Below are 15814 nucleotides of genomic sequence, written 5' to 3' on the forward strand. Positions count from 1 at the left end.
GAAATAAGAATAATACCCAATGAAGCTCAAATACACGTTATTCAGCCTAGCACTCGCTGGCATCTCAACAGCAAACGCCCAAACGACTCTGCTATCAGCCAAAGCATACCTCGATGTTAAAAATGGCAAACTCGTCGAAAATCCGATTTTATTAATCGAAAACCAAAAAATAGTCAGAATTTCAACTCAAGGTCAATTACGCCCACCAAAAGGCGCTATCACCGTAAACCTGCCAAATAAAGTGTTGGTACCCGGCTTAATGGATATGCATGTACACCTTACCTCTGATGCAGCGGATAATTTTTTAGCATCACGTAATTACTCTATCCCACGTCAAACAGTTAAAGCAGTTAAAAACGCTAAAACAACCTTACTCGCTGGTTTTACCACTGTGCGTAACTTAGGCGCATCGGGGTATAGTGTCATTGCAACGCGTGATGGTATTAATGCCAATGAAATACCAGGGCCAAGGATATTTAGCGCAGGGCACTCTATCTCGATTACTGGCGGACATTGTGATGATAATTTCAGTGCACCAGAGAAAAAATCACGCTCAGCTGGGGTTGCAGATGGGCCGTGGGCTGTGCGTGCAAAGGTGCGAGAAAATATAAAATATGGTGCTAATACCATTAAAATCTGTGCAACAGGCGGCGTATTCTCAAAAGGTACCAAAGTAGGCGTACAGCAATTTAGTGAGCAAGAACTAAAAGCAGCGGCTGATGAAGCACATCTAAGAGGACTTGTCATTGCCGCGCACGCACATGGTACAAGTGGCATTAAGGCTGCGATCCGTGCTGGCATTGATAGCATTGAACACTGTAGCTTTATGGATAAAGAAGCCATTCAATTGGCTCTTAAACACGGTACTTTTTTATCGTGTGACATCTACAATACCGAATATACATTAGCCTTTGGCGAAGCAAATGGCGTACCGCAAGAAAATATAAATAAAGAAAAGCTGGTTTCAAAAGCACAGCGAGACAGCTTCAGAAAAGCGGTGAATGCAGGGGTTAAAATGGTATTTGGCTCAGATGCCGCAATTTACCCACACGGTGATAACGCAAAGCAGTTTTCTCGGATGGTTAAGTTTGGTATGACGCCTTTACAAGCGATTCAATCGTCGACCATCAATAGTGCCGCTTTGCTCAAACTAGATAATGTAGGGCAAATCAAAGCCGGCTTTATGGCTGATATCATTGCGGTCGATGACAATCCCATAAAGAATATAAGTACGCTTGAGAATGTCAGCTTTGTGATGAAAGAAGGGGTTATCTTTAAAAAATAACAAATTAAATACAAATAAAAAAGCGCCTCTATGTTTCCATAGCGGCGCTTTTATCACTTATAAACAATTAACATTGTTTGAACATTTGTGGTTATTTACAGACACCCAAGTCAGTCCAAACCTTCCAGTTGTTACCAACATTTGAGTTCTGTTCTGGGTTTTTGTTACTGTGCCACCAGTTATTACTATACTTTTTGCCATTGTATGACACTAACGTACCCGTTTTGCTGTACGTTTTACTCGCTGACCATGCTTCAATCCCATCACAACCTGCCACTACACCACCATCAGCAACCGTGATTGATTTATTAAAGCTTGCTACAGCCCCTTCATTATCAGTAACCGTTAGTTCAATCGCATAAGTACCAGCTTGGGCAAATGTGTATGATGTTGTCGAACCAGTCGCAACTTGACCTGCAATATTCCAGTCAAACTGTGTGATTTGACCATCAGTATCACGGCTGCTACTAGCATCGAATGAACAGCTCAGTGCTGTACATTGCGTATCAAATTGCGCAATGGGCGCTTGATTTTGTGCAGATCCAGCACAACCATTTTGCGTTAAATAATCTGTCGCTGCTTTCGCTTGCACTAAGCCATAACCAAACTGATGGTTGCGCCCTGCAGTGCCTAAATCAACCGCTGTTGCATTTAAAGCGTTACGAATTTCTACGTTAGTACATTGTGTATGATTACTCCAAACCAATGCAGCAACACCTGCAACGTGCGGACTTGCCATAGATGTACCCGACTTAACGTCGTAATCTGAAATGCTTTCAAGTTGCGCAGTTACCTGCTGTGATAAATATGGCTTCAAGCTGTTACCCGTAGCTTGAGTTAAAGCCAGAACAGGAATGGTTACTCCATGGTTCGCATTATCACCCAAAGTACCACCAAAAGAACCCGCAGCGTTGTTATATACTAATGCAGCAATACCGCCACCAGCTTGACAATTCAACGCTTTACTTGCGAAAGTCGCACCACCACGTTCAATTAAACAAATTTTTGCAGGGGCTGTACACGTTGTAAGTGCTTGACCACAATCCGCAAGTTCAGCGGTTAATTTGCCTTCTACTGAGTGTGTCATACCACTGGCACTAAATGCTGAACCACCGGATACCGTCACACCTGCAACAACACCCGTTCCTCTTGGTACTGTTGACAATACATCAGTACCTGGGCCTGATATTTCAACTTGTGCATTGTATTGAGATGAAACATTTTTATTGCGGTCTTTATCAATATTTGCGACTGATACAACGCTGTCATAACTTGCCGGATAGCTAAGCGTTGCGTCACCGCCATTACCAGCAGCTGCTATGATCAAAACACCTTTATCGTAAGCTGCATTTAAACGGCCTTCTAAATATTGGCTTTTTGACGCTCCACCTAAACTCATATTGATAACTTTTGCGCCATTTTCAACACAGTTGTCTACTGCACGACCAATACGAGAATTTAGACCTTGCTTGCCTTCATCATCAAATACACGAACAGAGTGAATGCCTACTTTATCACTTGGTAATACACCGACAACACCCACGCTATTGTTAATTGCAGCAATTGAACCTGCAACGTGAGTACCGTGCCCTGAGCCATCCTTGTACCATAAGCCAACAGCCGCATCAGCAAAACCGGTAGCATTTTGAGGTAAATCTGGGTGGCCTAAGTCATAGCCAGAATCAATAATACATACTTTAATTTGATCAACATTTGTATCTGAGACCAAGTTAGCTTGTACCTGAGCGATACCATACGGGCTAGTTTGTGATGTTGAAAATGGCGTGTATTCAAAATCTTCTTCAATGTAAGCAAACTGGCCAGATGCATTCATTAAAGCAACTTGCTCTTTCGTTAATGTCATCGTAACGACTTGCTCAGCTACATTTGATACTAAGGTATCAACAATATTCTGGCTCATCACATCATTGATTGCATGCTGGGCTTGTGTATTAACTTGTTGAGTTTGAGCTTGAATACCATTGTTCATTTTAACAATGTATGTTTGCTCTGCGTGGGCGAGGCCTGACACACTGCTTGCTGCGATTAATGACAAAGCCAATGTGTTTAATTTAAATTTGTTGCTCATTTTGAACATCCTTCGTGCGAATTATTATTGTTATGGCGCGTCCGCTGTGCAGGAGGTGGTCCTTTTATTCTTATTCTACAACTCTTCTTTTGTCCCCAAATATGAGCTGTCGATTTCGGTACAAGCTACCGCATTAAAATCACACATGCAATAAATATTTAACCTTGATGACTAATTATTTAAACATTACTATAAAATTTTGCATAAAAATGCTTATGAATAGCCCCGCTCTGCCTACGACTTTTCCAATAACTTCAAGACTGATAAATAATTAATTTAACTATGAAACTTTATTTTTATCAGGAAGCTGTTTGGCGGCAAATATATAATGTTACAGTAAACACAAACGGGTCGCCTTGGCAGCAATATAAAACAGGCTTAAAACAACGTAGGCTATCTAGGAATATGTTCCATATTCACCAAGTTTAACCCTAATCTCGGTTATCAGATCCCCCTTACAACATTTGGGAAATTAACGTGCATACTGACAAAAGCAAAACAACAGATACCAACCAAAGCCGTAAAAAGCTGTCAATCTTACTTGAATTGACACACTTCGTGCGTCCATATTTAGGTCGAGCAATTATGGCTGCCGCCGCACTCATAATCACCGCGGGGTTAACCCTTTCAATTGGTCAAGGTGTCAGGTTATTAATAGACCAAGGCTTTGCCCAACAATCAATAGAGCAGCTAAAGCATGCCGTCCAATTCATATTACTCATTACGGTGCTGATCTCTATCGGCACTTATGCACGATTCTATTTAGTATCTTGGATAGGTGAGCGGGTTAGCGCTGATATTCGATTAGCCGTGTTTAACCATGTTATTTCGCTCCACCCAAGCTTTTTTGAAACCACAAAAAGTGGCGATATTATGTCGCGACTCACCACTGATACCACGCTATTACAAAGTATTATTGGCTCTTCATTATCGATGGCGATCCGCAGTGCCTTGATGCTGATTGGTGCACTCTTTATGCTCTTTGCAACCAATATAAAGCTTACCCTTATCGTACTATGTGCCGTGCCATTTATATTAATTCCAATTTTAGTCTATGGCAGAAAAGTACGCGCACTGTCGCGAAAAAGCCAAGACTCCATGTCTGATGTAGGTAGTTATGCAGGTGAGGCGATTGAGCACATAAAAACAGTACAAAGCTACACACAAGAAGCCCAAGAGATGCAATCGTTTCAAGCTGAGGTAGAACAAGCCTTTACAATCGGTCGTCGTCGGATACAACAACGAGCCACATTGATTGCGGGTGTAATCATTATCGTATTTGGTGCCATTACCGGTATGCTTTGGGTTGGCGGTAGCGACGTCATCTCTGGACATATGAGCGGGGGAGATTTGGGCGCGTTCGTTTTCTATGCCATTTTGGTCGCGTCATCATTGGCCACAATTTCCGAGGTAATTGGTGAATTACAACGCGCAGCTGGCGCGACCGAACGTTTAATCGAAATATTGCAAGCGAGTAGCCTAATACAATCCCCCAATGCGACACCCGTGAAGGCAGGAACACTTGCAGCCCAAATAATGATGAAAAATGTAAACTTTCATTATCCATCAAGACCAAACCAAGCCGCAGCGGACTCATTAAGCCTAACCATAGAACAAGGAAAAGTCTTAGCCCTTGTCGGGCCTTCAGGTGCGGGAAAAAGTACCCTTTTTGAACTATTACAACGTTTTTATGACCCTCAGTCAGGTCAAATTCTCTTAGACAACGTCGATATTCGAGATCTCTGCGTACAAGATTTACGCCAGCAGATGGCCATCGTGCCACAACAACCAACACTATTTAGCAGCAACGTAATGCACAATATTCGCTACGGTAACGAACAAGCAAGTGATGAGCAAGTTATTGAAGCTGCCAAAAAAGCCCATGCTCATGAATTCATCATGGCATTACCTGATGGCTATAACAGCTTTTTAGGTGAGCGTGGTGTGAGGCTCTCTGGTGGTCAAAAGCAACGTATCGCAATTGCCCGCGCAATCTTAAAAGACCCCCATATTTTATTACTCGATGAAGCAACCAGCGCCTTAGATAGCGAAAGTGAATATCATGTACAACAAGCACTTGAAACACTGATGCATAATCGTACGACCATTATTATCGCCCACCGCTTATCGACTATCCAACACGCAGACAGAATTGCTGTACTCGATTCAGGACAACTCATTGAAATAGGAAGCCATGATCATTTAATGCAAAGCTGTGAACTATATCAACGCTTAGTTAAGCTTCAGTTTAACCCTGCTTAGTGAGCCTCTCTGAGTTAACGACTGCTTATATCAAGCAGTCGTTACTCCACACATCCACCAACCCCATTTTAAACTAAAAACGCAAAATTAAACATTATTGCAACATAAAGTATTTATTCTAAGCTTAATTAATCATCAAATTAAAGGAAGAATAATGAAAAGAGCATGCCTTTTTACTGCACTAATTTTTAGCACAATGTCAGTTAATGCGTTACCTAAGTGCCCACAGCCTGAAATTATGGAACAACCGATTGCGCCACCTAGCTTTGAACGAGCCCCTTATAAAAATACACTCAACCGCTTTATTACCTGGTTGCCTAATTATCATATGATCCACGATGAAATCGCGCCTGCGGGCCAACCATTTACAGCCACAGCCAAGTTTGATTATGGCAGTCTTGCACATAAAGATTTGGAGTTTGAAGCCGTCAATTTTTACTTACGTGGTGAGCACGATTTAAACTGGCAATTCATAACACAAGCGCTAACAAATAGTGATGGTAAGGCCAGTGTGTCGCTTCCTCCTCTTACAGCTGGCCAATATCAACTATACGCAGCAGTGCCTGCCGACGGGTCGGGCACAAAAGGGTTTATCACTGTCATTGACCCCAACACTCCAGCCGTATTATTTGATATTGATGGTACGCTCACAGAATCTGACGCTGAGCAAATTGGCGATTATACGGGTATTAAACGCGCAGAACCAAAAGAAGCCGCATACACGTTAGTACGTCGCTATCTCGATTTAGGCTATCAACCTGTTTACCTAACAGCTCGCGTATACTGGTACGCTAAAGGCACCAGAAGTTGGCTGTCTTGGATGAGTTTACCTCAAGGGTATTTACGTACATCACTGAGCAACGAAACCAGTTTATTTCGCACGGCCGAATATAAAACAGCACAAATCAATCAACTTAAAGCAAAAGGACTCAATATTGTCAGAGCCTATGGCAATGCGAAAACCGATGCACAGGCCTTTATAAACGCAGGATTAACCCCCTCAGATAGCTTTACAATTGGCGAGAATGCGGGTCACTTTGGTACCACAGCCATTCACGGTAATAGCTATCGAGCGCATATCACCGAACAAGTCGATAACTTTCAACCTGCACAATGTGAATAGAAAATTCAGGAGAAAAGCCCAGCCCTAGACTTTTTATTCAAAAAACAAGGGTTACAAATAATTAACATTTATGCTGACCATAAATTTGCGAAATGCAGCATTTTCTCTAGTTTGCATTAGGTTTATAGGCAGTTAAAGCTACGTGTATTAAAAATGAAACCATTTTGTTACTTGAGCGTCATGTTCAACATCAACAATACGGTATCACTTTAAACCTTTCTAATGTCGTACCTAGCGAGTTAGAAAACGTAGCGAAGGTTTGCAGTTAATTTGCTACAACAGATACGGAGTATCATTATGGAAAACCAACAAACAGCGATTGTCACAGGTGCTTTCGGAGGGATTGGCACGGCCATCGCTAAACAGTTAGCTAATGCTAATTACTTTATCATTGCCGTTGCAAGCGAACGCCGCACACAAGCTGATTATGATGCTTGGTTAAATCAAACTCAGATCAACCCTAATCAGGTTAAACCTCTTTTTTTAGATGTGACCAATGTACAAGACTGTGAAGCACAACTCACTGAAACAATTGTTGAGCACGGTCGAATCGATGTACTGGTTAATAACGCAGGGATCACCCGCGATACCTCCTTTAAAAAGATGTCATCCACACAATGGAATGAAGTAATAAATACTAATCTCAATTCATTGTTTAATATGACACAACCACTTTTTGCACATATGTGTAACAACAAATATGGTCGGATCATTAATATCTCTAGCGTCAATGGTCAAAAGGGTCAATTCGGTCAAGCAAATTACGCTGCCGCAAAAGCGGGCATGGTCGGGTTTACTAAGTCATTAGCCTATGAAGGGGCAAGAGCAGGCGTAACTGTCAACGTCATTGCACCAGGTTATACCGAAACACCTATGGTTGCCGCTATGCGCCAAGATGTACTAGACAACATTAAAGCTCAAGTTCCAATGCAACGCCTAGCTTCACCCGATGAGGTTGCTCATGCTGTTGTATATTTGGCATCTGAGCAAGCAGCTTACATTACAGGTGAAACACTCGCACTTAACGGCGGTTTATACATGAACTAAATCTAAGTTGGGTCATGCAATGACTCATCACGGATAACACATGCAGTATCAATTAATAAACGTTAAAAGGACCAGCAATCATGTACACAGATCTACTTAAAACATTTTCAGAACAAAACGAAAAGTTCCTATCGCCTGTACTAAAGTTCAACCAACTGGTTGCACAAAACATCGAGCAACTTGCTAGCATTCAAGTAAATGCAGTACAAAACTTTTCAAATACGTCAGTTGCACAAGTAAAAGCGGCAGCAGATGTAAAAGACGCTAAATCTTTGGTTGATTTTAATGCAAGTCAAGTAAATGTATTAAACAACATCAGCCAACAAATGATTGAAGATGGCCAAAAGTTATCTCAGCTAGGTCAAGACTTCAAAGACAACCTTGAAGAGTTAACGAAAGAGAACCTTCAAGCGGCTCAAACACCAGCTTAATAGCCTGTCGAATCGTTACACCGAATAATTACATCATGTAATTATTCGACAACTTGAGGTGCGTTAAGGAAAACCTTGTGCTCAGGTGCTGTTAAACACCTCGCGCAAAAACGCACCTACTCCTCGTTGTTATTGAAATTAACCAATGCCATTAGGACGAACGTAATGGATACTCAAGATAAAGATCTAAACCAAACTCTGAATGCATGGTGGCAATACAACCAAGACATGTACACTGCATTCAATAATTCGTTATTTAACGATAACCCAGTGCAAAAAGCACTTTCTGAACAAAGTAACCGTGATTTTAGTGCGTGGCTCGATGCCATAATACAAAAACCAGAAGCAATGCAACAAAACCAACTAGATTGGTGGCAAAACCAACTACAAATTATTCAACAAACCTTCGCGCCAATTCAAGGGGAAGCGCCCACGGATACTGTCGCCGAAGAGCGTGGAGATCGCCGCTTCAAAGCCGATGAGTGGCAAGAAAACCCGTGGTTTAATTATATAAAGCAAAGCTACTTACTATTTGGTCAGTCGCTCTTAAGCTCAATAAGAGAAACACCGGGGCTAGATGACAAACTCAAAGAGCGCTTGGAGTTCTTTGCACGCCAAACCGTTAACTCTTTGTCACCTTCTAACTTCATTTCGACCAACCCAGAACTATTGAAGCTGACGCTCGACTCTAATGGCCAAAACCTCGTTGATGGTTTTGAGCTCTTCAAAAAAGATTTAGAAAAAGGCGGCGACATGCTGAGGATCAGCATGACCGATGAAAATGCCTTTGAATTGGGCTCTGATCTAGCCACAACCCCTGGACGTGTGGTATTTCAAAACCATTTATTTGAGCTCATTCAATATAACGCCAGCAGTGATGAGGTGTATCAAGCTCCTTTATTATTCGTTCCACCATTTGTAAATAAGTACTACATTCTGGACCTACAAAGCAGTAATTCGATGGTAAAATGGGCCGTTGACCAAGGCCACACCGTATTCATGATGTCATGGAAAAACCCAGATATCAGTATGAAAGATATTGGTTTTGAGGATTATGTCGTAGATGGGGTAATTGCCGCGGTTGATGCCATAGAAAAACACACCGGTGAGAGTGACATCAATGCAATTGGTTACTGTATTGGGGGGACACTGTTAGCAACAGCCATGGCTTATTTTGTTTCAAAGCGCATGAAACAACGGATCAAAAGTGCGACATTACTGACTACCCTGCTTGATTTTTCACAACCTGGCGAATTAGGCGTCTTTGTTAACGAGCCTACCGTTAGCGCACTGGAGGCATATAACACGCAAAATGGCATTATGCACGGGCATATGCTCGGTACCTCATTTAGTATGCTGCGCGAAAACAGCCTGTATTGGAATTATTACGTTAATAATTATCTCAAAGGCAAAGCGCCAATGAGTATGGATCTATTGTATTGGAACAGCGACAGCACCAACTTAACAGCCAAAAGCCACAACTTTATGCTTCGCGAGTTGTACTTAGAAAATAAGCTTATTTGTGAAAAACAGGTCAGTATTCGTGGTACTAAAATCGACTTAAGCAAAATTAAACAACCCATTTATATGCTCTCCACAAGAGACGATCATATTGCGCTTTGGCAAGGCACATTTAAAGGCGCTCAGCAGACCAGTAAGAATGTCACTTTTGTATTAGGAGAGTCTGGTCATATCGCAGGCGTTATTAATCCACCAAAAGCCAATAAATATGGCTACTGGTTTGGCCCTGACGCAACAGGCGAACCCCAAGATTGGTTTGACAAAGCCAAGCACAGTAAAGGGTCTTGGTGGACACATTGGCAAAAATGGGTAACAAGCCACAATAATGAAAAAGTCCCTGCGCGGGCCACTCATACAGAAGATGCCCCCGGTATTTATGATGCCCCCGGTGAGTACGTCAAAGTAAAACTTTAGCCCAAAAGGTGAGGTGCTACTTTTCGCGTAGTAGCTCACCTTTTTTATATTCTTAATATGATTTATAACACAAAGAAAAATAGCCCCATACTTATCAGCACCGTAATTAAGGTATTACGAGTCACCACAATGAGCAAACATGCGGCCATTGCGCCAATAAAATAACGATTCTGCACTCCTAGATATAATTGCTCGCCATCAATAAATATTAAGGGCGCAACAATGGCACTTAATACCGCAGGCGCAGAGTATGTTAGCAACCGCTGTAACCTCGGACCCAGTACCACGGGGAGCCTAGGCTCTAAAAACACATAACGACTTATAAAAATAATCGCTGCCATAGCGAATAAAACAGCCCAGCTCATAACACCACCTTCCCATCATTTTTATACACACATTCAGCCACATACCCTGCTAACATCCCCAGTCCTGACGATAACAACAACCCAGCCTGCCACTGTACAAGTGCAAACACAGTTGCACTGTAGGCTGCAACACCGACACAGACTAATACAGGAAACGTTTTAATACTCGGCACAATCAACGCGATAAATGTCGCAACAATGGCAAAATCTAACCCGACACTATGTAATTCGGGCATTGATGTACCAAGCACAATACCCAGCGTAGTTGCCAAGTTCCATGACACGTAAAAACATCCACCAGCTCCGAGCGCAAACCATGGATTTGACTGAAAGCTTTTAAACTTCTCAGACATAACGATGGCAAACATCTCATCGGTGAGTAGAAACCCTAAAGTGATCCGCCACCGAGTAGGTAAAGTCTGTAGTGAAGGACGCAGCGATAAGCTATATAGCAAGTGGCGAGACGTGATCAAAGTGGTGGTCAGTAAAATGCCCATAACGCCAATACCAGATGCCAACATGCCCAATGCAGCGAGCTGTGCAGCACCGGCAAAAACAATGGCTGACATCGCTTGTGCTTGTAACCATGTTAAACCAACCTCAATAGCATATGAACCGGCAAGTATACCCCAAGGCACCACAGCCAGTGCCAAAGGGAAAACAGCCAAAGCACCACGCATGAGCGAAACATATTTATTATTACTTTCTGAACTTTGCATTATAAAACCAAGCATTTTCATCACTATTTACCTCATTAAATGATAGAAATACCCTACCCTATGCGCTAATAAATAACTTGTACGTTATTGCTAGTCACGGCTTTAGCATACTGCCCAGGTGCCACCCCCATCATACGTTTAAAGTGACGATGAAAATGGCTTTGATCATGAAAGCCACATGTAAGCGCGACATCAAGCTGATTATTGCCTTGACGCAACAACCCTTTAGCACGCCGCAATCGCGCTTGAATTTGATAAGTATGTGGTGGTAAACCAAACTGCTTTTGAAACTCACGTAATAAATGACATGCGCTAATGCCCGCTAATACTGAAAGTGCTTGCAAGGAAATATCAGACTCAGGGTGTTCATCCAAAAATTGCTTGACCAATAACAGCGATACTTTTCGCTTGCTCTGCAGCGCACTTTTTTTACTAGATTTACTATGGCGGGCAACCAATTTAATCAATGAGGAGTAAAGTAGAGACTCCCTGACAAGACGGTTATCTGATTTATCTAACGTCGTAAACATCTCCCTCAATAAATCTGCTAACTGTGGATCATGCACCACCGCATCAGAGAAGTAAGGCGCGCCATTCGTTACTCCAAGTTCACTACTAATGCCTTCAAATACTTCAGGAGTTGGATACATAGCTCGATATGCCCATCCTAACTCGGTCGCTGAACATCCATTGTGCACCTCATCGGCATTCACAAGTATAATGCTGTGCTGGGGGGCAATATGATTTCCACCGGTGCGATAAAAACGCTGGGCACCCGATTCAATGACACCTATCGTATACCCTTCATGACTATGTCGAGAGAAGGTTTGTTTAGTGTAATTTGCGTTAAGTAACTCAACGCCTCCTAATTCTGAAGCATAGGCAAACTCCGCAATTTCAGTTTTTTTGCTCATAATGAGTTTAACATCCCCTTTGAAATTGATAGGCCATACAGCTGCCTGCACGAGGCTTCCTACTCTATCGAAAAACGTACGATAAGTTTTGTACAAAATGCGCATCATTTTATGCACCGTATAACTATCTCTTAGCTTTGGCAAACGCATCGGTGCTTCTAATTGCAGCTTATTCTGCTTAAGTAGCTAAAGTGCCGTTTGTGCTTTGATGCTTTTTTATGCTTTCTCTGATTGCTCAATGATATTTCACACTCAAAAAAGTTAGTCACTCCACAATAATAAAAAGCATTAAAAACCCACTAAAATGTAATCAACTTGTAAAATAAAACCAAACAAATTAACTTACCTAACAGTTTTATGTGACAACAAAACCATTTCCAGCGTAAACATGCTGGACTCTTTCAAGGAATACTATGAAAATTACAAAACTTAGCGCATGCGTTTTATTACTCACTTCAACCACGGGTAGTGCATTTACTCAGTTAGGGGGTGGCGGCGCTATGCCCATGGGTCATGAGTGGTTAACCCGCACAGCGGCATTAGAAGTACTTAATGAAGAGCATATTATTGAACCAGACTTAGAGGACCCTCGCCAATATTGGCAATTTGGGTTAGCTAAAAATGTGCACATCACCAACGCATCAAGCGAGGTCAGTAGCATTAAGGCTACACCTAATAATAATAGGAAGTACCAGCCCAAATACTATGATATATACTCGGCTATTATTGGTGAACGATGGGTTGATATTGCAGGGTTCAATGTCACAAGTGCCAGTGCAGATCCCACCGGCCCAAATTGCTTTAACGCAGTATCGCAAGAACCTGCACAACTACAACAAGATCACTTTATGCGTCGCTATGATGATGTCGGTGGTCAAGGTGGGGTCAACGCAGCTCACCGTGCACAAACTCGCTTTATTAGTCACTTTGTCAACGCTGCAATGGCGGACGAGAAAAACATTGAAGTATGGGACGGTGGAGGTTACTCAGTAAAGACTGATGTTGACCATAACTACTTTTTGTTCGGCCGAGCAGTCCACCTTTTTCAAGACTCATTTAGTCCAGAGCATACTGTCCGGTTAGCTCAAGACAATTACGAAAAAATTTGGCAGGTTAAAGCCTATTTGTGCTCGCAAGGAGCTGAACAACATACGCATGATACCGCTGATATTGTGAACTTTGATAGCGGTGACGTTATTTGGAAAAAGCACACCCGTAAGCAGCTCGGCTGGTCTTCTTATAAAGCCAGTAATATGAAGCCAGTCGCTTTAGTCGCATTAGAAGCAAGTAAAGATCTATGGGCCGCTTTTATTCGCACAATGGCAGTAGAGGTTACACAACGCCAAAGCTATGCCCGCACAGAGGCACAACTATTGGTTGATAATTGGTTGTCGTTCGACACCCAAGCCATGCTCACTTGGTATCAAAACCAACAACATCGTGATCACACCTATGTGTTAGCTCCCACTGATACCGGAATAGGAAAAACACAACACGCCTGTATGACTGAATTAAAAGTGGGTACCACAGATCAGCTCGAACGCGTAGCGCAACTCACCGAAGAGCGCCGCCAATGTTTATATAATATTGAAACGCAGCGCGGTTATGAAGACGCATACGACGCTTATATAAAAATGCCCTATAACTGGCGCTGGAAGTCACTCATGTGGAAAAAACCACCTGCTGATTGGCAAATCCCGTAAGTCATTGAGAAAATCATGAATAATTCACTGACGCTGGGTGTAACCTAACCCAAGCTCAAAAACACATGTGACTGCGGTATAAAAGGCATTCAATGCTTACAAAGCAGTCACATGATTTAATGTTATAACGCCCCCTATAAATCACACAACAAAAGCGCCCTCCTTTTGTACAGCGTGTAATTTATTAAGCCAGCGAACCCCATTGCGACGCTATTATCGTGTAAAAGGAATTGTTAGCTCAGACTCTCTGCCATTACCGTATTCAATATCGATGTAATAAGCCCCTCGATTTGGCTTTTTATATTGTGGGTCTTGCGTATCAAGAGCTAGTACAACTCGATGACCTCTAGGAACATCATATGCGGTTGTTGCCATTTCAAACTCAAGTTTAACAACTTCACCCGCCTCAGCTTTAGGAAGTGTATATACGCCGTGAGTGATAAGCTTTGCCGTGCCAAGTACATTCATATCATATAAGTAAGCCACTATCTGAGCCTGCTCAGCATGCGGCTGCACATATAAACTCAATGTGGGATTACCTCTTATTTTCATCTTGGTCACAGCTTTTGGCGATTGATAGTAAATACCACGAATGTCTGACGCCGCGTATATATGACTATAAACGGGGATCTCCAATTGCTCTAATAATTGCGAGAGCACCGGAATGCTGGTGGTAAACAACGTGCCCGCCCATGCATTTAGAGTATTGTCTCTGCTTCTTGACGCACTATAGGGCGTAGCTTCTAAATCTCCATTATCAAACCAAGTTCGTGGATGTAAAAAATAACGCTGCGTTGCAATGACGGTGTCTGACAATGAAGTAAATTGATCGGTACTATCGCTAAACTTAACCTTCATATTAATGGGCTTATTACTGGGTAGCTTACTTGGCTGTTGTTTTAAATGTAGGTCAAACCAGTGGTATACGTTTTCCCATACAAGATTCTCGCCGATACCCAATAGATCAGGTAAAACCTCCGCTGTACCATGGGTTCCCGGTAGCAAATCGATGTATTTCGGGGTAGTTAACTGCTCAAAAAGAGTCACTAAACTATTTGGCTGAAATAAATTATCACCATAGCTTTTCGCTAAATAAATGGCTGTGCCATTGGCATTTAACTTATCAATATATTCAGAAGGAGAGCGCACTAATGCCCAGTCAATAACCTCCGGTAATGTACTTTCATCATGAGACTTTATTGCCTCCCAGTAACGTGGCACATTCACATCAAGATTACCGGTTAACTGGCCCGATAATGTTAAAATCTCGCCCCAAGCTAATCTAGGTGATTGATTACCATATAACGAATCAACGAGGCTGCCCCAACTACTTAATGCAGCGACAGCTTTTACTCGGCTGTCTTGTGCCGCCCCAATTAAACTAATACCTGAGCCATACGATATACCGCCCGTGCCAATCGCATTTTCATCTACGGGGTAATTATCAATAAGAAAGTCTATTGCCTTGCTGTAATCAGCAATGTCGTTGGGCCCTGCAGTATCAACTACCCCTTCAGAGCCTCCAAAACCTCGCGTTGCATAGCTCAGTACAATATATCCACGTTCAGCCAAATAAGCGGCTTGCTTAATATACTGATATTCATTAAGAGCCCAGCTATTAATAAAGATCACCGCAGGGGCTTTTTCATCTATTTGCGTCGGTACAAATATATTTGCTTTGAGGTTTAACCCATCTTCTGTTGTGATCTCAATAGAATCATCAATGGTAAAGTGTTCTGAACGGGGAAGGAGTAACTGCTGCGGCTTACTCAACCAATCAAGTATTGGCAAATGTGACGCCGCAGTAGCATGGTGGCTTATAAGCAACGTACTAAATTGAGCTACCCACAAAACCGTAAATATACGAATCATTACTTTCATTATGTGTCCTTAACTGTTGTCAATTAATCGCAACTAGTGCAAAAACACCACCAGTTACAA

At 42.3% G+C, this 15814-nt stretch carries 12 protein-coding genes; 7 read left to right on the forward strand and 5 right to left on the reverse strand.

The genetic code is table 11. The annotated features are described in order from the left end of the window. Positions 1-19 precede the first annotated feature (19 nt). A complete protein-coding gene (locus PCIT_RS06740; protein ID WP_010363587.1) occupies positions 20-1285 on the forward strand; it encodes a Xaa-Pro dipeptidase in 1266 nt (421 codons plus the stop codon). Positions 1286-1376: 91 nt separating this feature from the next. Here PCIT_RS06740 and PCIT_RS06745 read toward each other — a convergent pair whose 3' ends face one another. After that, positions 1377-3374, reverse strand: a complete 1998-nt coding sequence (locus PCIT_RS06745) for a S8 family serine peptidase (protein WP_010363586.1) — start codon at positions 3372-3374, stop codon at positions 1377-1379. A gap of 477 nt (positions 3375-3851) precedes the next feature. On the opposite strand from PCIT_RS06745, the gene PCIT_RS06750 reads away from it, so the two are divergent. The 5 genes from PCIT_RS06750 (at position 3852) to phaC (ending at position 10172) form a co-directional block, all read left to right on the forward strand. After that, positions 3852-5636, forward strand: a complete 1785-nt coding sequence (locus PCIT_RS06750) for an ABC transporter transmembrane domain-containing protein (RefSeq protein ID WP_010363585.1) — start codon at positions 3852-3854, stop codon at positions 5634-5636. A 154-nt stretch (positions 5637-5790) separates the two neighbouring features. Next, positions 5791-6759 (forward strand): LNS2 domain-containing protein, encoded by a 969-nt coding sequence (locus PCIT_RS06755; RefSeq protein WP_010363584.1) that lies wholly within the window; start codon positions 5791-5793, stop codon positions 6757-6759. A 297-nt stretch (positions 6760-7056) separates the two neighbouring features. Continuing rightward, positions 7057-7806: an SDR family oxidoreductase gene (locus PCIT_RS06760; protein ID WP_010363583.1), complete on the forward strand. Its 750-nt coding sequence runs from the start codon at positions 7057-7059 to the stop codon at positions 7804-7806. Positions 7807-7886: 80 nt separating this feature from the next. Then, on the forward strand, positions 7887-8237 hold the full coding sequence (locus PCIT_RS06765; RefSeq protein WP_010363582.1) for a phasin family protein: 351 nt from the start codon (positions 7887-7889) through the stop codon (positions 8235-8237). Between the two features lie 165 nt (positions 8238-8402). Next, complete coding sequence (gene phaC, locus PCIT_RS06770) at positions 8403-10172, forward strand: class I poly(R)-hydroxyalkanoic acid synthase (RefSeq protein ID WP_010363581.1); 1770 nt, start codon at positions 8403-8405, stop codon at positions 10170-10172. Positions 10173-10234: 62 nt separating this feature from the next. Here phaC and PCIT_RS06775 read toward each other — a convergent pair whose 3' ends face one another. From PCIT_RS06775 to PCIT_RS06785, 3 genes are all read right to left on the reverse strand, one after another. Further along, complete coding sequence (locus PCIT_RS06775; RefSeq protein WP_010363580.1) at positions 10235-10537, reverse strand: AzlD domain-containing protein; 303 nt, start codon at positions 10535-10537, stop codon at positions 10235-10237. Beyond that, positions 10534-11256, reverse strand: coding sequence for an AzlC family ABC transporter permease (locus PCIT_RS06780; protein ID WP_040697647.1), 723 nt, complete (start codon positions 11254-11256; stop codon positions 10534-10536). The genes PCIT_RS06775 and PCIT_RS06780 overlap by 4 nt, the downstream gene beginning before the upstream one ends. 65 nt (positions 11257-11321) lie before the next feature. Continuing rightward, positions 11322-12170, reverse strand: a complete 849-nt coding sequence (locus PCIT_RS06785; RefSeq protein ID WP_040697650.1) for an AraC family transcriptional regulator — start codon at positions 12168-12170, stop codon at positions 11322-11324. Between the two features lie 413 nt (positions 12171-12583). Between PCIT_RS06785 and PCIT_RS06790 the strand changes: the two genes are divergently transcribed. Continuing rightward, complete coding sequence (locus PCIT_RS06790; RefSeq protein ID WP_010363577.1) at positions 12584-13873, forward strand: hypothetical protein; 1290 nt, start codon at positions 12584-12586, stop codon at positions 13871-13873. A gap of 213 nt (positions 13874-14086) precedes the next feature. Here the strand turns inward: PCIT_RS06790 and PCIT_RS06795 are convergent, their stop codons facing one another. Next, the gene (locus PCIT_RS06795; protein ID WP_010363576.1) at positions 14087-15754 is read right to left on the reverse strand and encodes an alpha/beta fold hydrolase; all 1668 of its coding nucleotides are present in this window, start codon (positions 15752-15754) and stop codon (positions 14087-14089) included. Between the last annotated feature and the right edge of the window lie 60 nt (positions 15755-15814).

The organism is Pseudoalteromonas citrea (genome assembly GCF_000238375.3).
GTDB classification, from domain to species: domain Bacteria; phylum Pseudomonadota; class Gammaproteobacteria; order Enterobacterales; family Alteromonadaceae; genus Pseudoalteromonas; species Pseudoalteromonas citrea.